At 57.4% G+C, this 20,184-nt stretch carries 20 protein-coding genes; 7 read left to right on the top strand and 13 right to left on the bottom strand.

Annotated features, from left to right (window positions below; genetic code table 11):
• The first annotated feature begins 10 nt into the window (after positions 1–10).
• From AC2FFE_RS15730 to AC2FFE_RS15715, 4 genes are all read left to right on the top strand, one after another.
• Positions 11–1,375, top strand: coding sequence for an FAD-dependent oxidoreductase (locus tag AC2FFE_RS15730; RefSeq protein ID WP_496847075.1), 1,365 nt, complete (start codon positions 11–13; stop codon positions 1,373–1,375).
• A 94-nt stretch (positions 1,376–1,469) separates the two neighbouring features.
• Positions 1,470–2,546, top strand: coding sequence for an AI-2E family transporter (locus tag AC2FFE_RS15725; RefSeq protein ID WP_496819475.1), 1,077 nt, complete (start codon positions 1,470–1,472; stop codon positions 2,544–2,546).
• Positions 2,547–3,236 carry an HdaA/DnaA family protein gene (locus AC2FFE_RS15720; RefSeq protein ID WP_496847074.1) on the top strand — a complete coding sequence of 230 codons (690 nt, stop codon included), beginning with the start codon at positions 2,547–2,549 and terminating at the stop codon, positions 3,234–3,236.
• 49 nt (positions 3,237–3,285) lie between these two features.
• Positions 3,286–4,830: a Ppx/GppA family phosphatase gene (locus AC2FFE_RS15715; protein WP_496819477.1), complete on the top strand. Its 1,545-nt coding sequence runs from the start codon at positions 3,286–3,288 to the stop codon at positions 4,828–4,830.
• Positions 4,831–4,838: 8 nt separating this feature from the next.
• Here the strand turns inward: AC2FFE_RS15715 and AC2FFE_RS15710 are convergent, their stop codons facing one another.
• The 6 genes from AC2FFE_RS15710 to scpA all read right to left on the bottom strand — a co-directional run bounded on the left by AC2FFE_RS15710 (position 4,839) and on the right by scpA (position 10,291).
• Entirely contained in the window at positions 4,839–5,213 is a 375-nt protein-coding gene (locus AC2FFE_RS15710) for a hypothetical protein (protein ID WP_496819478.1), read from the bottom strand.
• A gap of 37 nt (positions 5,214–5,250) precedes the next feature.
• On the bottom strand, positions 5,251–6,243 hold the full coding sequence (locus tag AC2FFE_RS15705; protein ID WP_496819561.1) for an endonuclease/exonuclease/phosphatase family protein: 993 nt from the start codon (positions 6,241–6,243) through the stop codon (positions 5,251–5,253).
• Positions 6,244–6,247: 4 nt separating this feature from the next.
• The gene (locus AC2FFE_RS15700; RefSeq protein WP_496819479.1) at positions 6,248–6,928 is read right to left on the bottom strand and encodes a TerB family tellurite resistance protein; all 681 of its coding nucleotides are present in this window, start codon (positions 6,926–6,928) and stop codon (positions 6,248–6,250) included.
• Positions 6,929–6,973: 45 nt separating this feature from the next.
• Positions 6,974–7,462 (bottom strand): GNAT family N-acetyltransferase, encoded by a 489-nt coding sequence (locus AC2FFE_RS15695; protein ID WP_496819480.1) that lies wholly within the window; start codon positions 7,460–7,462, stop codon positions 6,974–6,976.
• Entirely contained in the window at positions 7,459–8,061 is a 603-nt protein-coding gene (locus AC2FFE_RS15690; RefSeq protein WP_496819481.1) for a VOC family protein, read from the bottom strand. Before AC2FFE_RS15690 ends, AC2FFE_RS15695 begins: the two co-directional genes overlap by 4 nt.
• 103 nt (positions 8,062–8,164) lie before the next feature.
• A complete protein-coding gene (gene scpA / locus AC2FFE_RS15685; RefSeq protein ID WP_496819482.1) occupies positions 8,165–10,291 on the bottom strand; it encodes a methylmalonyl-CoA mutase in 2,127 nt (708 codons plus the stop codon).
• Between the two features lie 168 nt (positions 10,292–10,459).
• Here scpA and AC2FFE_RS15680 point away from each other — a divergent pair, with 168 nt between their 5' ends.
• Entirely contained in the window at positions 10,460–10,912 is a 453-nt protein-coding gene (locus AC2FFE_RS15680) for a DUF4174 domain-containing protein (RefSeq protein WP_496819483.1), read from the top strand.
• Positions 10,913–11,063: 151 nt separating this feature from the next.
• On the opposite strand, the gene AC2FFE_RS15675 is transcribed toward AC2FFE_RS15680, so the two are convergent.
• The 3 genes from AC2FFE_RS15675 to AC2FFE_RS15665 form a co-directional block, all read right to left on the bottom strand.
• A complete protein-coding gene (locus tag AC2FFE_RS15675; protein ID WP_496847073.1) occupies positions 11,064–11,924 on the bottom strand; it encodes a hypothetical protein in 861 nt (286 codons plus the stop codon).
• Entirely contained in the window at positions 11,924–13,969 is a 2,046-nt protein-coding gene (locus AC2FFE_RS15670) for an acetyl-CoA carboxylase biotin carboxylase subunit (RefSeq protein ID WP_496847072.1), read from the bottom strand. The genes AC2FFE_RS15675 and AC2FFE_RS15670 overlap by 1 nt, the downstream gene beginning before the upstream one ends.
• Before the next feature lie 116 nt (positions 13,970–14,085).
• On the bottom strand, positions 14,086–14,289 hold the full coding sequence (locus AC2FFE_RS15665) for a hypothetical protein (protein WP_496819486.1): 204 nt from the start codon (positions 14,287–14,289) through the stop codon (positions 14,086–14,088).
• 650 nt (positions 14,290–14,939) lie between these two features.
• Between AC2FFE_RS15665 and AC2FFE_RS15660 the strand changes: the two genes are divergently transcribed.
• Positions 14,940–16,097: a DcaP family trimeric outer membrane transporter gene (locus AC2FFE_RS15660; RefSeq protein ID WP_496819487.1), complete on the top strand. Its 1,158-nt coding sequence runs from the start codon at positions 14,940–14,942 to the stop codon at positions 16,095–16,097.
• 71 nt (positions 16,098–16,168) lie between these two features.
• Here the strand turns inward: AC2FFE_RS15660 and AC2FFE_RS15655 are convergent, their stop codons facing one another.
• From AC2FFE_RS15655 to AC2FFE_RS15640, 4 genes are all read right to left on the bottom strand, one after another.
• A complete protein-coding gene (locus AC2FFE_RS15655; RefSeq protein WP_496819488.1) occupies positions 16,169–16,519 on the bottom strand; it encodes a hypothetical protein in 351 nt (116 codons plus the stop codon).
• Positions 16,513–16,653 (bottom strand): hypothetical protein, encoded by a 141-nt coding sequence (locus AC2FFE_RS15650; RefSeq protein WP_480547460.1) that lies wholly within the window; start codon positions 16,651–16,653, stop codon positions 16,513–16,515. Before AC2FFE_RS15650 ends, AC2FFE_RS15655 begins: the two co-directional genes overlap by 7 nt.
• A 2-nt stretch (positions 16,654–16,655) precedes the next feature.
• Positions 16,656–17,141: a DUF6497 family protein gene (locus AC2FFE_RS15645; RefSeq protein ID WP_480547458.1), complete on the bottom strand. Its 486-nt coding sequence runs from the start codon at positions 17,139–17,141 to the stop codon at positions 16,656–16,658.
• A 111-nt stretch (positions 17,142–17,252) separates the two neighbouring features.
• Positions 17,253–18,785 carry an acyl-CoA carboxylase subunit beta gene (locus tag AC2FFE_RS15640; RefSeq protein ID WP_496819489.1) on the bottom strand — a complete coding sequence of 511 codons (1,533 nt, stop codon included), beginning with the start codon at positions 18,783–18,785 and terminating at the stop codon, positions 17,253–17,255.
• 183 nt (positions 18,786–18,968) lie between these two features.
• On the opposite strand from AC2FFE_RS15640, the gene AC2FFE_RS15635 reads away from it, so the two are divergent.
• On the top strand, positions 18,969–20,174 hold the full coding sequence (locus AC2FFE_RS15635) for a multidrug effflux MFS transporter (protein WP_496819490.1): 1,206 nt from the start codon (positions 18,969–18,971) through the stop codon (positions 20,172–20,174).
• Positions 20,175–20,184 lie beyond the last annotated feature (10 nt).

Below are 20,184 nucleotides of genomic sequence, written 5' to 3'. Positions count from 1 at the left end.
AGAGGCGCCGATGCAGACAATTCAGGAACCCGCCCGTCAGATTCCAGTGGTTCACCAGACCGATGTGCTGGTCGTTGGCTCCGGCCCTGCTGGTTTGGCGGCGGCGCTGGCAGCAGCGCGTGCAGGGGCAGCGGTGTCGCTGGTTGATCGGTTCGGTTGCATGGGGGGCAACATCACCGCCGTGGGGGTCGAAGGGTTTGCCTGGTACCGCCATGAGCAAACGGTCGAAGCCGGCGGTATCGGTATGGAGTTTGAAACCCGTGCCAAGGAGATGGGCGCAGCGGTGCCTGAAAGCCAATCGCTCAGCTATGAACTGGACAGCGAAGGGTTCAAACTGGTGGCCGACACGCTGGTCGAAGAGGCAGGCGTGCATCCAATGCTGCATCGGCAGTTCGTGGCCCCGATCATGGATGGCGACCGGATCACCGGGATCATCACTGAATCGAAAGCCGGACGCGAAGCGATCCTGGCCAAGGTGGTCATTGATGCCACTGGCGATGCGGATGTGGCCCATCGCGCGGGCGCACCGACGCAGAAAACGGCGCGCGAGGATATGATGGCGGCTTCGGTCATGTTCCATCTGGCAGGCGTCGACAAACGCGCCTTTATGGAGGGCGTGAAGTCTGACCCGCAGACCTATAAGGATTGGGGCGGTGGCGGTGAGTGGAACATCGAAACCTCCGGCAAAGAGGACAATATGTTCTCTCCCTTCGTGCACAAACCCTTCCAACAGGCGATTGATGAGGGGCTGATCCCACCGCATCTGAACACGATCGCAGGGACCTGGGGTGCAATGCACGATACAGGTGAGCTGACCTATATGAATCTCATCCATTTGGCCGAGGTCGACGGCACCGACCCAGACAGCCTGACGCAGGGCGAGATCGAGGGCCGCCGCCAGTCGATGCTGGCCATCGAAGCGCTACGCCGCTTCATGCCGGGGTGTGAAAATGCGCGGCTTAGGAATTTCGGGATGACCATCGGCATTCGGGACACCCGCAAGATCGATGCGGTCTACAACATGACCGAAGATGATGCGCGGCACCAAGGCAGATTCGAAGATTCCATCGGCATCTACCCCGAATTCATCGACGGCTACGGTATCCTGATCCTGCCCACGACGGGGCGGTATATGCAAATCCCCTATCGCTCGATGCTGCCCAAAGGGATCAAGGGGCTGCTGGTCGCCGGTCGATCTCATGGCGCCGACAGGGTCGCCCATGCGGCCACGCGCAATATGGCCTGCTGCGCTGTTATGGGCCAAGGGGCCGGAATAGCCGCTGCACATGCGCTCAAAAGCAATCGTGAGCTGGATGCGCTGGATCTGTCACCGGTTCACAAAGAGCTTGATCGACAAGGGGTTCGGGTCTTCTGATCGGCCCCTCGGCAAGCACGGACCCATGAAGCCCTTGCATCGATCAGCCCCATAGGCCAAGAACATCCTCGACGACCAGAACGCGAGGGCAATCATGGCTTTGCCGGTTAAGGATCAACTCAGATACTGGGGCATCGCCGCAGCGATTTTTATATTGGTCCTGTGGGCATTGGGTGATGTTCTTCTGCCTTTTGTGATCGGCGGCGCGATTGCCTATTTCCTTGATCCCATCGCTGATCGGCTGGAAAAGCTAGGCCTGTCACGGATGGCGGCCACGGGCATTATCACGGTTGTTGGTGTGCTTGGGTTCATCCTGGCGATCCTGATGGTCGTGCCGGCTCTTATTACACAGCTGCTGGATCTGATTGATATTTTACCCAGCCTGTTCAAGCAGTTGCGCGGCTTCATCGAGAAGCAATTCCCATCCTTGCTGGATCAGGACTCCAGCACCCATCAGATGCTGGTCTCATTCGGGGAAACCCTGAAGTCCAAAACCGGTGATGTGCTGGAAACGGTACTGTCCTCTCTTGGATCAGCCATCAACATCGTGGTCCTGTTGGTCATCGTCCCGGTGGTTGCCGTCTACCTGCTGCTGGACTGGGATCGCATGATCGCCCGGATCGGAGAGCTTCTGCCCCGCGACCACGCTCCAACGATCAAGCGGCTGGCGGGCGAGATTGATGCTGTGCTGGCCTCGTTCGTGCGCGGCATGGGTACAGTCTGCCTGATCCTAGGCACCTATTACGCGGTCGCCTTGATGATTGCTGGTTTACAGTTTGGTCTGGTCGTAGGCTTCATCGCCGGGCTGGTGACCTTTATTCCTTATCTAGGCGCACTGATCGGTGGCACACTGGCCATCGGGCTGGCCCTGTTCCAGTTCTGGGGCGACTGGGCGCATATCGGCCTGATCGCGGGCATCTTTGCCCTAGGTCAGGTGACCGAAGGCAACTTTCTGACCCCGAAACTGGTTGGCAGTTCGGTTGGGTTGCACCCGGTCTGGCTGCTATTGGCCCTGTCTGTCTTTGGTGCGCTCTTTGGCTTTGTCGGGATGTTGATTGCAGTCCCGGTCGCCGCCGCCCTGGGCGTTTTGGCACGGTTTGGCACATCGCTCTACCTCGACAGCCGTCTATATACCGGCCTCGAAGGGCAACAGGGTCAGGACGACGACTAAATGGCCCAACAACTGAGCTTTGATCTGCCAGCCAAAACCGCGCTGGAGCGTGATGATTTCTTTGTCTCTCCGGCCAATGCACTGGCCGTGGCGATGATATCTGCGACCTCGTGGCCCGGAAACAAGCTGGTGCTCAGCGGCCCAGCTGGGTCTGGCAAAACCCATCTGGCCCATGTCTGGGCAGCCGAAACCGGTGGGCGCATCGTGCAGGCTGCTGATCTGGACTATGATGCGGTGCCTGAACTGGCCAGCACACCCATTGCGGTCGAGGATGTTCCAGCCATTGCAGATGATTTGGAACAGCAAAAGGTGCTGTTTCATCTGCACAATCTCGTCTTGGCCGAAGGGCATGCCCTGTTGATGACTGGGCGATTGGTGCCCAAGCTTTGGCATCTGCCGCTGGCCGATCTTCAAAGCCGGGTTGAGGGCGCGCACCATGTGGCCTTGGAGCCGCCTGATGACGCGTTGCTGGGGGCTGTGCTGGCCAAGCTGTTCCTGGACCGTCAGCTGAACCCGGGCCCCGAGGTTATCGCCTATCTGGTAAAACATATGGATCGCCGCTTTGAGACAGCCGCCAAGTTTGTCCAACAATTGGATCAACTGGCCCTTGCCGAAAAACGTGAGATCACGCGGGCTTTGGCCGTGCGGGTTTTGAACGAAAAAACGGATCAGATGAATGCAAGTGATTGACCCAATATCGGTGATTTCGCATTCTAATCCCAGAATATCTGGAAGACACATGGATCAGACCGTCGAAACCGACATCCCGGACTGGGGCCCATTCGGTAAACCTCTGTTCGATGACCCGGGCGCGCGGGCGCTGTCACGGGTGGGTGTTGTCGATGTGGGCTCGAACTCGGTCCGGATGGTGATTTTCGACGGCGCGGCGCGGTCGCCGGCCTATTTCTACAATGAAAAAGTCATGTGCGAGCTTGGCGCAGGGTTGTCTGAGACCGGAAAGCTGAACCCACGCGGGCGGGAAAGGGCTCTGGCCGCGTTGCGCCGTTTCCAGCAACTGGCGCAGGACTTGGACCTGCCGGGCCTGCATGTGGTTGCAACCGCAGCCGTGCGCGAAGCCAATGACGGGCCGGATTTCTGTGCCGAGGTTCAGGCCCAAACCGGGCTAAATGTCGCCGTGATCGACGGCCAGGAAGAGGCGCGCCTGTCCGCACAGGGCGTGTTGCTGGGCTGGCCAGGAGCTTACGGTCTAATCTGCGATATCGGCGGATCGTCGATGGAACTGGCCGAGATCGGAGATGGTCAGGTTGGGCGACGGGTAACCTCAGCCCTTGGGCCGCTGAAACTGCGTGACATCAAAGGTGGGCGGCGCGCGCGAAAAGCGCATATCAAGGACACGATGGAGGAGCTGCGCGCTCAGCTTGGTCAGCAGCGGGACCGCTTGTTTCTCGTCGGCGGCAGCTGGCGCGCATTCGCACGGATCGACATGTTGCGCCGTGGCTACCCGCTCAATGTTCTGCATGAGTACCGTATGACAACGACACAGGTGCGCGACACGATCAAGTTCATTGAAGCCAATGATCACGACAAACTGCGCAGCCAAGCGGGGGTGTCCAGTTCCCGAATGGCGTTGATCCCCTATGCGATGGATGTTCTGGGGCGATTGATCCGAACATTCAAACCGAAGGATATCGCAGTCTCAAGCTACGGCATTCGTGAAGGTTTGTTGTACGAGCAGATGTCACAAGAGATCAGGGATCGCGACCCTTTGATCGAAGCCAGCCGGTTTTCCGAATCCAAGGATGCCCGCCTGCCGGGTTTCGGGCGGAACCTGTATGACTTTGTGATGCCATTGTTCAATTCAGCGCCGCCCGCGCGGGTCCGACTAATCAAGGCCGCCTGCCTGCTGCATGACGTCAGTTGGCGCGCGCATCCCGATTATCGGGCCGAGGCCTGTTTCGACTATGTCACGCGCGCCAATCTGGGCGGCCTGAAACATTCCGAACGGATTTTTATCGGGCTGGCGCTACAGCACCGCTATCGCAATAAACGCGAAGGCAATCGCTTTGCGCCATTGTACGAGTTGCTGGATGAGCCGGGGCAGAAACAAGCCGAGATTTTGGGAAAGGCAATGCGCTTTGGTGCAATGCTATGGATGCACAACGAAGCCAATATCGGCCGGCTTAGATTTTATCCCAAAAAGCGCCAGCTTGAACTGTTCCTGCCCAAAGCGGCAGAACCCTTGTTTAATGAAGTGGCCGAGGCGCGCCTGAACTCGCTGTCAAACGCCCTGAAATCCGAGGTACGCGTGATCGTCAAAGGTTAAAGACCCGATCAGATATCGGTGCCTTCATCCGGTGCCTTATCTTCAAGATCGGGGCTGGCATCATCATCCGGTACAGGTTTCTTGCGGATGATGATATCGCCATTTGGTAGGATTTCGGGCGCTTCATACGCGCTCCAATCCTTGATCTCGGCTGCAAGCTCGGCCAATGCAGGACCCATTTCCTGAAGGAAGGATTGCATTGCCGGGCCCAGTGATTCCGCCATACCCAAAAGCTCATCCAGGGCAGGCTCCATCTCTCGGCGCAACCCTTCAAAGAAGAGCTCGGCCCCCTGCTCCATCAGGGATTTGCTGTCATCTTCCTGCGCAGATGCAGGAGTGCCGAGGCTGGTCGACAAGACCGCGATGATCAGAAGGCGTTTCATACAGGTAATATATGCCCTCAAAGGGTCTCAGGGAAGGTCACAACTCGATATCCAGCGTGACCGGGAAGTGATCCGAGGCGGTTAGTAGCGCCTCGCGCAGTTCAACAGATGTCCAGCAAGCCGCATCCCGAAACGGGTGCCAGATGCGCCAATCGGGTTCGCGGTTACGCAGGTCTTCGCTAATCATGATATAGTCCAGCAAAGCCTCCAGAAACTTGCCCTCTTTTGGGCGGGCGAACCGAGCAGTGGAAGGGACAGACCCCGGTCGGGGGCCATGCGCCGTAACGGCATGGGGATCAAAAAGTCCGGCCTGCAGCAAGATCTCAACCGATGAACGCCCGAACAGATGCTCGAACTCATCCAAACCCGGACCATCATTGAGATCGCCCAGAAGCACAACGGGCTCCTGTGCCGCGACATGGTCGACCACCCGCCGTGACAGCCAGATTGCCTGTGCAAGTTGCTTGCGCCGGTTGGCGATTGAAATCCTGATGGCCTCATCGCGGGATCCTGCACCATGCGGCGCTTTGGATTTGAGATGAGCGCCGATCATGCGGAACTCAAAACCGGAGTTTGACTGAACCAGCAACTCCATCGGGGGTTTCGAGAACCGCACCACATCCTCAGTCGCATCTACATCCAGGTCGATCTGAAAGGAGCGATCGAACCGCGGCGCATTCGCATCGTCGCGCGGCTCATGTCGGGCCGTTAGCACATCTGGATCATAGAGCAGGGCGAGTTCCTGATGCGTGTCGTTGGCAAAACCCATAACCGCGCGCTGCGTTCGCATATCAAACGCCTCGGCAAAGCCTTGCAACGCCCGCACCGTGTTCTGGCGCTTTCCAGTATTGGGCGCTTCGACGATCAGGATGGCGTCCGCATCCAGCGCGGTCAGAACCTTGGCAATCGCCTCAACCTGCTGGGCCTTCGTTACATCATGACGACCCGACCAGCTGTCATCCATGATCAGCGCATCGTTTTTGTCGAAAAGATTGGCGAACCATTCGATGTTGTAGGTCGCCAGCCGCATCCGCTCAGGCCCGCGCGCCGTTGATGTCATCCCAGGCTTGATTGATGTCGATCATCTTCTTTTCGGCAAGGCGGATCGCCTCTTCCGGGACACCGCGCGCCATCATCGCATCAGGATGGGTATCGCGCACCAGTTGACGCCACACTTTGCGAATCTCGGACACTGGCATATCCCGCGAAACACCCAGAACCACATAAGGATCATTCGGCGCATCCGGCACAAAGCGCGCGCGCAAGGCCAGAAATTGCGCATCGGTCTGTCCAAAGATGCGACTGACATCTTCCAGGAATTCATTCTCGTTGGGGTGATAGAACCCATCTGCCATGGCGATGTGGAACAAACCCTCCATCAGGTCGCAAAGCGCGGTGCTGTCTTCGGAAAACATGCGAGCAATCTTGCGGGCATAGTCCTGATAGCCTGCAACATCCGTCCGCGCCATGTTGAAGACCCGCGCCGCGCCTTCTTCATCCGCGCGCGCGATCTGGAACACATCCCGAAAGGCCGTGACCTCATCGCGCGTAACCTGTCCGTCCGCCTTGGCCATTTTGGCCCCCAGCGCAATCACGGCAATGGTGAAGGCAACCGAGCGTTCGGGTGGTGAACGCAGCTTCTCAAAAACCGCCGTCAGACTTTCGCCTTGGGCCAACGCACTCAGCGCATCAGATATTCGGATCCAAATCGACATGGGCGCACCCTAGCGTGCCTCGTTGCGACTGTCAGGTGCGACAGATCACTCCGATGAAAGAATTTTCTGCATCAGCACCAGATCCAGCCGTTGTCCCCACTTAAAGCCGACCTCGGGCATACGCCCAACTTCGCCGAACCCAAGGGCTGTATGGAAGGCGATGGCCGAAGGGTTAGCGGATGAAATGCCCGCCACGAGAACATGAACCCCATCCGCACGCGCCACAGCTTCCAACTCTGTCATTAAGGCGCGACCAATCCCTTTGCCCCGCGCCCCTTCTGCCAACTGGATCGAGTGTTCCCGCGTGTTGGCGTATCCCGGTCCGTTACGAAACATCCCATATGTCGCAAAACCAAGCACCTGTCCCTTATCTTCAGCGACCAGAAATGACGGGCCACGGTCGCGAATATCATTGGCAATCGCTTCAGTGCTGCGTTCCTCGGTGGTGAAGGTCACCAACGTGTCGCGGATGATGGCGTTCGTGATCGCGGCGATCTGAGCAGCGTCATCCGGGCAGGCCTGCCGAACCGTCATTCCAACACTCGCACCCCATGAGGCGTTTCGAACTCTGCCTGCATCGAGGCAGGACCGGTGTCGAAGACAACCAAGTCAAGTTCTCCTAAATGCTGGGCCAGTACCAATGCCTCCGGGTGATACACGATTAACCTTCGCAAACTGCACCCGCTGTCCTGCAACATCTGCGCAGGGTGCAAATCGCCCTGCCATTGGATCAACGCAGGAAACAGATTATCGAAGGGCAAGCGTCCGTTGGGCGGCACAGCCATACGCCATGTCAAAGCCCCCCGGGTCAGATCAATGGGGGTTCCGGTGCCATCAGGAAACGTTGCAAGTGCGGCTTCGATATCAGGAACGCTGCAGATCCAATTGGTCAGCCGCGGGTTTCCTGAAAACCGATCCAGATCAAACCAACGGGTCCGCTGGGGTACGGCTGCGTCAGGATCAATAGCAATCGCTTCCAGATACAGACCATCCCTGAGGCCTAAAAGACGATTGTAAGTGCCAAATTTTTCGTGTTTTCCGCCGGGTTGAAGCGAAACACCCAACGCCTTTTCAATATGGGCCGATGCCGCCTCCAGCGTTTCGCCGGCTACGGCCAAGTGATCAAGTAGCATCCGCACCTCCCCAAGAAAAAAGACCAGATCCGTAGATCTGGTCGCATGTTTCACCCAAGCGCTTCCGCGCACAAGATTTTTCGTCGAAAAACCTGCGCCTAGATTAGTTACGCGCTTCTTTGATCAGACGCAGGATATCCTGCGCTGCCTCAGGGATGTTCGTTCCGGGCCCAAAGATCGCCTTGACGCCATGATCATAGAGGAACTGATAGTCCTGCTGCGGGATCACCCCCCCGCAAATCACGATGATATCCTCGGCCCCGGCTTTCTTAAGCTCCTCGACCAGCTGCGGTGCAAGCGTCTTGTGACCCGCTGCCTGCGAGGAAATTCCGACCACGTGGACGTCATTGTCGACCGCATCCTGTGCGGCCTCAGCCGGGGTCTGGAACAACGGGCCAACATCCACGTCAAAGCCAATGTCGGCAAAGGCCGTGGCAATGACCTTGGCCCCACGGTCATGTCCGTCCTGCCCCATCTTGACCACCAGCAAACGGGGTCGGCGACCTTCGGTCTGGGCGAAATCCTCGATGGATTTCTGGATCGCAGCGAAGCCTTCGTCGCCCTCATAGGCAGCGCCATAGACCCCGGCCAGCGTTTTCACCTCGGCGCGGTGACGGCCGAATTCTTCTTCCATTGCCATGCTGATCTCTCCTACGGATGCGCGGGCACGTGCAGCCTCGACGGCGGCGGCCAAAAGGTTTCCGCCCTGCTGGGCGGTGTTCGTCAACGCGTCCAATGCCTGTTGGCACGCGGCCTCATCGCGGGTTGCACGGATACGTTCCAGACGTGCCACCTGAGCCTCGCGCACGGCGACATTATCGACATCCAGAATGTCGATCGGGTCTTCCTGTTCCTTGCGGTATTTGTTGACGCCAACGATCACCTCTTCGCCCCGGTCGATCATCGCCTGACGCCGCGCGGCGCTTTCTTCGATCCGCAGCTTGGGCATTCCGCTGGCCACGGCCTTGGTCATGCCGCCCATCTCCTCGACCTCTTCCATCAGGGCCCAGGCTTTTTCGACCAGCTCATTGGTCAGACTTTCGATATAGTACGAACCAGCCAGTGGATCGACGACATCGGTCACGCCGGTTTCTTCCTGCAGCACCAACTGCGTGTTCCGCGCGATGCGGGCCGAGAAATCGGTGGGAAGGGCAATTGCCTCGTCCAGCGCGTTGGTGTGCAGCGATTGAGTACCGCCTAAAACTGCACTCATGGCCTCATAGGCGGTGCGGATCACGTTGTTATAGGGGTCCTGCTCCTGCAACGACACGCCGGATGTCTGGCAATGTGTGCGTAGCATTTTTGAGCGTTCGGATTTCGCCCCGAACTCGGTCATTACACGATGCCACAGCGTGCGTGCAGCACGTAGTTTGGCGATCTCCATGAAGAAGTTCATGCCGATGGCAAAGAAAAACGACAGACGGCCCGCGAACTTGTCGACATCCATGCCTGATTGCGTCGCGGCACGCACATATTCGCGGCCATCCGCCAGCGTATAGGCCAGTTCCTGCACCAGGTTCGCCCCGGCCTCTTGCATATGATAGCCCGAGATCGAGATCGAGTTGAACTTGGGCATCTCGTTCGACGTGTATTCGATGATGTCCGAAATGATCTTCATCGACGGCTCGGGCGGATAAATATAGGTGTTTCGCACCATGAACTCTTTAAGAATGTCGTTCTGAATGGTGCCGGACAGCACGGATTTATCGTGCCCCTGTTCCTCACCCGCGACAATGAAACTGGCCAGGATCGGGATCACCGCGCCGTTCATCGTCATCGAGACCGAGACCTTGTCCAGCGGGATACCGTCGAACAGAATCTTCATGTCTTCAACGCTGTCGATGGCGACGCCGGCCTTACCCACATCGCCCACGACCCGCGGGTGATCGCTGTCATAGCCCCGGTGCGTTGCCAAATCGAAGGCCACAGAAACCCCCTGCTGCCCGGCCGCCAGATTGCGGCGGTAGAACGCATTCGATTCCTCGGCGGTCGAGAACCCGGCATACTGACGGATCGTCCACGGCCGCCCCGCATACATGGTTGCCTTAACGCCGCGCGTGAACGGGCCAAAACCGGGCAGCGAGCCCATATGCGGCAGGTCAGCGGTGTCTTCCTGCGTATAGAGCGGTTTAACGTCGATGCCTTCCAGCGTCTCTTTGGTCAGGTCATCCAGCGGGCGACCACGCAGCTCTTTTTCGGCCAGCGCCTGCCAGTCTTTCTTATCGGTCATGGCAATATCCTTTTCTCGTTTCGGGGCGCGCCCGGCCTTTGCCTGCGCGCTGTTGTCTGTGAAAGGGCGGATTTGCGGTCTGCAAAACGCAAGAATTTGAACGCCTTGTTTAAATCACCGGTCGCATTCATGCAGACAGGGGCTATATTCATTCCAGCAGGAGGCCCCATGACACGAACGCTTGCCTTTGTTTTTTCGACGCTATTCCCGTTGGCGGCTTTGGCGGCCGACGGATCGGCACCCTCCGATGATGATTTCGTTCGCCCGGCAGGCGATAGCGACCTCAGCGAGTTTCTATGGATCAACCGACCCATCATCGTCTTTGCAGACACACCTGCCGACCCCCGGTTCCAACAGCAGATTGACTTGTTGCTAGACGGTGAAGAGGAGATGCGGGATCGGGACGTGGTGGTCCTGACCGACACCGATCCGTCGGCGCGGTCTCCGATCCGGTCAAAGCTGCGCCCGCGCGGGTTCCAGATGGTGTTCGTTGACAAGGACGGCGTGGTCAAACTGCGTAAACCCAGCCCGTGGAGTGTGCGCGAGATTGGACGGTCCATCGACAAGACCCCCCTGCGCGAACGCGAAATTCGCGAGCGGCGGGATGCGGCGAAACCGTAATTGAAATATTCACCAATAGATACTATGTTGAAGGCATAGAAGGTGAGGATAAGATCATGCTTTATAGCAGTGACCAACCAGAGAAATCTCCGGAAAAGCCGATCAGCGGCGACATCTGATCGCCTGCAGGGCCCTATTTCGCACAATAGGATCAAGGGTTTACATCCTCATTCTCACCAGAACGATTAATTCCCTCGGGATTTTCGTGCTCCATCTCGACATTGATGGCAACCAACGCGCGCAAGCCCCAGCGTAGCGTGCTAATTCTGCGGTTCGTCAATTGTTTATGAAACGCGACACGGCGTTTGCGAGATAAGTTCTGCGTCTGCTCATTCCGAGAATCCTCGACCATGCGTCGCAAATCGGTGTATTCGGCATAAAAGCGGACGACACTTGCAACGGTATCTTCGCCAAGCGCTGGGATAGACGATGAAATCGCCTCAAATACGATGGGTTCGCTTTCCATGGTTGAAAACGGGAAATACTCGATCGGGTTCCCGTTCGCATCCGTGCCGTCACCGCTCAGAATGCGTTTCTGAACCTTCTCCGCATGGGCCGCGATAGGCTGGTTATCCAGTTTATCCACCAATGCGAAAATCTCATTTCTCAACGCAATCAGCGTATCCCTCCGCTGAAGATGGAATTTCTGCGCCTCGGCGTAAGACGAAAACAGAAACGTCACGAACCACCCAAGAACGATAACCGAGCCGGTTACCAAAGCCGGGTAGACCTTGTCCCTTGCAGCGTCCGGTACGTATTCCCAGACGACTATCCCTCCAATCACCCCCAGCAGAAGAAACGGGGGCAAAACCACGAGGATTCGAAGGAAACTGCGACGCAGAAGCGGTGGAATGGCCCAGCTATAAAACCCGAGCAACAGAGCAGACCCGATCAGGATCAGGGTCAAATCGCCGATTTCATGTCTCAGATAGGTCAAAACCACACCGCCAAGCATTGCCGAGGTCAGGAAAGCGAGCACGCAAAAGTCTATCTTGCGATGCCCGCTGAACATCACTCGAATTCCATGATCACATCATCCACAGCCAAACTGTCACCTGCGCCCGCGTTGATCTTGGAGACGGTGCCTTTCTTTTCGGCACGCAGGATGTTTTCCATCTTCATCGCCTCGATCGTGCAAAGCGCCTGACCTTCCTGAACCTCCTGCCCTACTTCGACATCGACCTTCACGACCAGTCCCGGCATCGGGCAGAGCAGCATTTTCGAGGTATCCGGCGGCAGTTTCTCGGGCATCAGCTTGGCAAGTTCGGCCTGACGTGGTCGGCGTACCAGTACTTTCAGGTCCGCGCCACGGTTGCGCACCCGGAACCCGCCTGTAACCTTGCCCACCTTCAAAACAAGCGGGCTGCCATTAACATCCAGCACAGCCAGTTGATCACCCGGTGTCCAGTCCGAGGACACGCGGATGCTTGATCCGTCCTCGAACTTGACCGTCGCGCCTTCTTTGTCGGCATTGACCTGAACCGGCAGTTCATGACCTTCCACTGCTACAACCCAGCGCTTGCCAACCTTGCGTTCGTGGTTGTCCATCCGGCCCGATACGCGTGTACGCCTAATTTCGGCCACACGGTGCATCGCAGCGCAGGAGGCCGCGATCCGGCGCAGATCACCTTCAGGTAAGGTGACACCTTCAAACCCATCCGGATACTCTTCGGCGATGAAGGCTGTCGTCATATCACCGCTGATGAATTTGGGGTGATCCATCACCGCCGACAGGAACGGTAGATTGTGGCCGATGCCCTCGACTTCAAAGCTGTCCAGCGCAACACGCATCGCCTCAATTGCGGCCTCGCGAGTCGGGGCCCAGGTGCACAGTTTGGCGATCATCGGATCGTAATACATGCTGATCTCGCCCCCCTCGTAGACACCGGTGTCGTTGCGCACTGCAGCCCCACCTTCGGGTGCCTCGCCCTGCCACTTGCCATTGATCAGCATCGGGCCGGCGGCAACCTCTTGCGGCGGGCGGTAACGAGTCAGCCGGCCAATCGAAGGCAAGAAGTTGCGATATGGGTCTTCCGCATACAGACGGTTTTCAATGGCCCAACCGGTCAGCGTCACGTCGTCCTGCGTGATCGACAAGGGCTCACCATTGGCCACGCGGATCATCTGCTCAACCAGATCGACGCCAGTGATCAACTCGGTGACCGGGTGTTCCACCTGCAGGCGGGTGTTCATTTCGAGGAAGTAGAAGTTCTTCTGACCGTCGACGATAAACTCCACCGTGCCCGCGCTGGAATAGCCCACGGCCTTTGCCAAGGCGACGGCCTGTTCCCCCATTGCCTTGCGCGTCGCTTCATCCAGGAAGGGCGACGGCGCTTCCTCTACCACTTTCTGGTTCCGACGCTGGATCGAGCATTCGCGCTCACCCAGATAGATGCCGTTGCCGTGGCTGTCGCACAGAACCTGAATCTCGATATGGCGCGGCTGTGTCACAAATTTCTCGATGAAAATCCGGTCATCGCCAAACGAGTTCGCCGCCTCGTTCTTGGAAGACTGGAAACCTTCACGCGCCTCCTCGTCATTCCAGGCAATCCGCATGCCTTTACCGCCACCACCGGCGCTGGCCTTAATCATCACGGGATAACCGATCTGGTTCGAAATCTTGACCGCCTCTTCCGCGTCCTCAATCAGGCCCATATAGCCGGGTACGGTTGAAACACCCGCCTCCTGAGCGATCTTTTTTGAGGTGATCTTGTCCCCCATCGCCTCAATCGCGCCTTTCGGCGGGCCAACAAAGGCGACGCCTTCTGCCTCAAGCGCCTCGGCAAACTTGGCGTTTTCAGACAGGAAGCCATAACCGGGATGAACCGCCTGCGCGCCGCTTTGGCGGATCGCGTCCATGACCTTATCAATCACGATGTAAGACTGGTTCGCAGGCGGCGGGCCAATATGCACCGCCTCATCCGCCATCGAGACATGCAGCGCGTTCCTGTCCGCGTCCGAGTAAATGGCAACGGTGCCGATACCCATCTTACGGGCGGTCTTGATGACCCGGCAGGCGATTTCGCCCCGGTTGGCGATCAGGATCTTATTGAACATACGATGTCCTTTGATTTGGTGTGCTGGAAACGCAAAACGCCGCCGCAGGGAATGATCCCCGCAACGGCGTATCACGCGATGACGGATGGGACGAAGCACGCCCCAAGGAATTAGCGTTAGTTACAGTTGTTTTGTGTTTTGCAGTAAAGGACGTTGCCCGCCGCACCAACGGCCGCGCCAAACAGCGGGTCCGCGCTGAGGACGGCCGCCCCGACCGCGCCTGCGCCACCACCCAGCAATGCCTGTTCGCCGGTCGTGTCGCCACAGGCCGACAGGCCCGCGCAGGTTGCTGCAACCAGAATGAAACGTGAGATTTGCATGTTGTCTGCCCTCTTGCTCGATTTGATATCCTTGAGGTCAGATGCTGGGTTTGGGCCCTGTTATTCAATATCAAACACAGCAAATCCACATTTTGCGCAGATTTATGCCGCTTGTTACCTGCAGGATGCACAAAGAAAAACGCGGACAGGACATTGTGGGAAACACAAGCCTGCCCGCGGAAGGAAGGGGTACGGAATAGTAGGTGCATGTGCGGCGCAGGCAAAGTAGAGCCGCACGGCCCGATCAGCTTGCACTCCACAATGCATGCGGCAAACAAAGTATTGTTTCCGGCGTAGATTCCGGCTGGAATCTGCCCATACGGCGTATTTCCGCGCAAAATTGCGCCGATCTCTTTTTCCGGCGTTCCGGGCATGCAGCAAATAGCATCTGTCACAATATCGTTACATTCCCCGATCCAAACCGATCTTTTTGCGGACGCAGCATCACATGTTGATGCGATCACTCTGCGTGAAAACATGTTCACATTCATGCGCTTGGCAGAGCCGCTCACCCTGCCGTGAATTGATTGGCCCCAAGACGCACATTCCCTTGAGAAATTTAGGCTTTTTCGTCCCAATCTCGTGATTTCCGAAGCTGTCAATCGCGTGGAACGCTGCGATTGCATTTTTGCACACAAGGAAACACCCACATGACCATAATACGGAAAAAGGCAATCCTGCTCGCTGCCTCTGCTCTCTGTGCAACCGGTACGATTGTTTTGGCTGAGGATGCCCAAACGCAGGCCGAACTGGACGCGCTGCGCGCCAGGGTAGAAGCGCTTGAGGCCAATCGCGCGGGACCTGCCAATGGCGATTTCAGAATCGGAAACACCACTCTGGATGTCTACGGCTATGTCAAAGCCGATTTCTTCTACGATTTCGAATTCGATCAGGGGGATACGGCATTTGTAAACGATATTGGAGAGCCGTCGGCTGCAACCGACGGAACCTTTGGTGCGACAGTCCGTCAGTCGCGGATCGGATTGCGCACAAGTACCCCAAGCGGCATCGGTGAAATCGGCGGACAGTTGGAACTGGACCTTTTCGCCTCGAACGGTACCGCTGAACTGCGCCTGCGTCATGCCAATATCACCATTGGTGACAACTGGTTGATCGGCCAGACCTGGACGAACTTCATGCCGCTGGATACCTATCCGACCTCGGTTGAGTTCAACGGCCCCGTTGGTATCGCCTTTGCCCGTGTGCCGCAGGTTCGTTACACTGCCAATCTGGGCACGAACACCGTGTTCAGCACCTCGATCGAAGAAAATGTCGGCGGATCGAACTCGGATGATCCGGTTCTTACGGCTGCAGCCGAGTATAACAACGGCACATATATAGCGCGTGCCGCGGCGCTCTATGGCAACGCACAAACAAGCGACGGTACGACCGAGGCCGATCAGTGGGGCGTGACCCTGTCTGGCTCGATCCGGCCTTGGGCGGGCGGCCTGTTTCAGGTCAACTATGTCCACGGTCAGGCACTTGGCCCATACCTGATTGGCCTGGGCGATGCGATTGTCGGGGGTGAAGCCAACGATGTCGATGGCTACACGGTCGAATTCCGCCAGGACCTGAGTGACAAGTGGAACGTCGGCATCGCCTACGGACGCGAGGAATATGATCTGGCCACGTCGACCGGAACGCTGGCGTTCACCGAGTTGGAGACCATCCATGTCAACGCCTTCTACAAGGCGACCGACAATCTGACGCTGAGCGCCGAATACATCTATGGCGAGCGGAACGACGTGAATTCCGGTCAGAACTTCGACGGCAATCGGATTCAGCTTGCCGCCCAGTTGAACTTCTGATGCGCCTATCGGACCCAGCCCGACACTGGGCGGGGTCTCTCTTGCTAAAGGCGGCATGAAGTTCAACATGATCAACCCGCGCCGAACAAATCGGGAAACGACGCGCGCGCGGCGTCCAGATCAATTACCAGCAATGCATCATAGCTTTCCGGGTCGAACGGATCTTCTGCCGGAATGACTTCGCGCCCAAACAGCCAACTCAGCCGACCCGCATCCAGATTGCCGCGCTCAAACGGCTGATCGCCAAAAGCCTGCCATAGCGCCTCTAGAAACCCCGCATCGGCCCTGCGGTCGGCGGGTTTGCGATCCCGAAACCGTTCACGGCGGGTGATCGGGGTTACACCTTTTGGGTTGGCCCGGCGAATGGTGAACTGAAAATCGGTACCAGCCAGACGCCCGGGAAATCCGCGATGTTTCAGCATGTCGGCACCTCTGACATGACGTCGTGTTTGAAACCGGGAAATTCACATCCGTTTCGGGATGAGGTCATAGTGCGCACCTCCAAAGCCGCATCATTGGTCTGAGACGCTGTGAGCGCATGAAATTCGGTGATCATGGTCAAAGCCCCTCCCAGATACACCCGGACGGTTCCAACCGATAGGCTTCAAAGAACTGTGTGGCATCCGGCGCACTGTCGCCGAATTCGATAGGCCGGTCCGCCAGCGAGATGATCACAAGCGCCGGGTCCAATTCATGCTGGGCGACATAAGCAATGGCCAGGGTCTGGCACAAATGCGTCATGTCTTTTGAGGCCACATCATAGCCGATCCGACCCACGGTTGCTCCGATCTTTGGGGCAATGAACCGAAACCGAACCCAAAGCTCACCCGGATTATTGTCCAACAGAACATTGTTCAGATGCACGGGCTGGCCAGATGGAACAGGCAGCGGAATGTCCGATTGTGGGAAAGCCGGGGTCGCAAACAGGCTGGCCAGCAAAACTTTGGCGCGGCCCCGGACCCGCCAACGGCAAGCTCCTCCTTCCGGGGTCGCGCGCGCAGTGCTTGTGGCCTGCGCAGTTCTATGATTGCTGGGGAGGATCATTCAACTATTTAGCAGATTTTGTCAAACCTGCCTTATTTGGCGGCAGATTCTAAACCATCCTTATGTTCAGCGTGGTCCAAGGCGCAGGGCGGGTTCTCCGCCCTGAGTACCTTACAACGGGATATTGTCGTGTTTTTTCCAGGGGTTCTTCAGCTGCTTGCCCCGCAAGCTGGCAAAAGCACGCGAGACACGGCGGCGGGTTGAATGGGGCATGATCACCTCATCCACAAAGCCACGTTCAGCCGCCACAAATGGATTCGCAAAGCGATCTTCATAGTCGGCCACGTGTTGCGCAGTTTTCTCGGCATCTTTCAGATCAGCACGGTGGATGATCTCGGTCGCGCCTTTCGCACCCATCACCGCGATCTCGGCCGTGGGCCAGGCATAGTTGAAATCGCCGCGCAGATGCTTGGACGCCATAACAACATAAGCACCGCCATAGGCCTTGCGGGTGATAACCGTGACCTTCGGCACGGTCGCTTCGCCATAGGCATACAGCAGCTTGGCACCATGCTTGATCACACCGCTATATTCCTGCTGCGTTCCCGGCAGGAAGCCCGGCACGTCAACCAGCGTCAGGATCGGGATCTCGAAACAGTCACAGAAGCGAACGAACCGCGCCGCTTTGCGCGAACTATCGATGTCCAAACACCCTGCCAGAACCATCGGCTGGTTCGCCACAACGCCAACTGTCTGCCCTTCAAGCCGGATGAAACCGGTGATGATGTTCTTGGCAAAGTCTTCCTGGATCTCGTAGAAATCGCCTTCGTCTGCGATCTTCGTGATCAGTTCCTTCATGTCATACGGCGTGTTCGGATTGTCCGGCACCAGCGTATCCAGGGATTTCTCCACGCGATCCGGATCATCAAAGAACGGACGGACCGGAGGTTTCTCGCGGTTATTCAGCGGCAGGAAGTCGACAAGGCGGCGCACCTCGGCCAGTGCTTCGACATCGTTTTCGAACGCGCCATCCGCAACGGATGATTTTTTGGTGTGGGTCGACGCACCGCCAAGCTCTTCGGCCGTAACCACTTCGTTTGTAACGGTCTTGACCACGTCGGGACCGGTCACGAACATATAGGACGAGTCCTTGACCATGAAGATAAAGTCCGTCATCGCCGGGCTGTACACCGCGCCACCCGCGCAGGGGCCCATGATCACGCTGATCTGCGGCACCACGCCCGAGGCGGTGATGTTGCGCTGGAACACCTCGGCATATCCCGCAAGTGACGCCACACCTTCTTGGATACGCGCCCCGCCCGAGTCGTTGATCCCGATGATAGGCGCTCCGTTCTGAACCGCCATATCCATGACCTTGCAGATCTTCTGCGCATGTGTTTCCGAAAGCGAGCCGCCAAAGACCGTGAAATCCTGGCTGAAGACATAGACCATACGTCCATTGATCGTGCCCCATCCGGTCACCACACCATCCCCGGCAGGTTGTTGTTTTTCCATGCCGAAATCGGTGCAGCGATGACTGACAAACATGTCAAATTCTTCAAAACTGCCTTCGTCCAACAGCAGCTCGATCCGCTCGCGCGCGGTTAGTTTGCCGCGACCGTGCTGGGCATCAATTCGCTTTTGCCCGCCGCCCAAACGCGCCGCCTCACGACGATTTTCAAGCTCGGAAAGGATGTCTTTCATGGCGCATATCCCCTATAAAATTTAAGCGGACACTACCCGCTGCCAAGCGTCGGCTAAAGGTCTTTCCCGCAAATTTGCAAATATTTGAAAACCATATTTTGATAAATTGTAAAATTGCTAATTTTCCAGACTAACCCAATACTGATCTGGCATTCCCGAAAACCGCTACTATACATGTGAACTATGCAGTTCAGATCGACTGCGGTTCGCCGCACACCACCTACAATCAGCACCCTTGTTTTGCTGTCCGGCCTTGCGGCACTGAGCATGAATTTGTTTTTGCCTAGCCTACCCAACATGGCGCTGTATTTCGCAACGGACTACAAGGTCATGCAATTGTCGATTGCGCTGTATCTGCTGGTCAATGCGGTGCTGCAGATTCTGATCGGCCCCATCGCGGACAAAGCCGGGCGCAGGCCGGTGCTGCTGTGGGGGTTGTCGCTGTTTCTGCTGGCAACGCTAGGATGCATCTACGCCCCCACCGCCGAAGTTTTTCTGATCTTCCGCATGTGCCAGGCGGCGATCGTTGTCGGTATGGTTCTTAGCCGCGCGGCGGTCCGGGACATGTATGACCAGGATCAAGCCGCATCCATGATTGGCTATGTCACCATGGGGATGGCAGTGGTCCCGATGATTGGCCCCGCGATCGGCGGCATCCTAGAAGAAAGTTTTGGCTGGAAAGCCAATTTCTGGCTGCCATTCGCGCTAGGCGCGCTGGTACTCGTCCTAACCTATTGGGACTTCGGTGAAACCTCTGCAAAAAGCGGCAAAACCCTGATCCAGCAGTTCAGGGAATATCCCGAACTTCTGAAATCCCCACGCTTTTGGGGCTATTCACTGTCATCTGCCTTCTCGTCCGGCGCGTTCTTCGCCTATCTGGGCGGCGCACCCTTCATTGGAACCGAGCTATTCGGGCTCAGCGCAGCCGAGGTCGGGTTCTACTTTGGCGCGCCAGCCGTCGGATATTTTCTCGGAAACTTCCTGAGCGGGCGCTATTCCACACGCTTTGGGATCAACCGTATGGTTCTTTGGGGTAGCGTCCTAAACGCCGCAGGCGTGGCGATCTCGGCTGCGCTGTTCCTGATCGGGGCAGGCGGTGCGCTCAGCTTTTTCGGTTTCATGACCTTTGTGGGCATCGGCAATGGCATGACCATCCCCAACGCGACATCCGGTGCGCTATCGGTCCGCCCGCATCTGGCCGCCACCGCAGCAGGCCTAAGCGGGGCCATAATGTTGGGCGGCGGCGCAGGGCTCAGCGCATTGGCCGGAGCCCTACTGACAGTCGAGACCGGCGCCATGCCACTGCTCTGGCTGATGCTGACCACTGCAGTTCTGGCAATTGGTTCGATCCACTCTGTGATCCGGCGCGAACGGCAATTGGGCCTGTAAGCCCGCTTGC

This window comes from Ruegeria sp. YTSA168 (assembly GCF_059610045.1).
The sequence above is the reverse complement of the archived record's forward strand: the minus strand, read 5'-3'. Positions and strand labels throughout refer to the sequence as shown.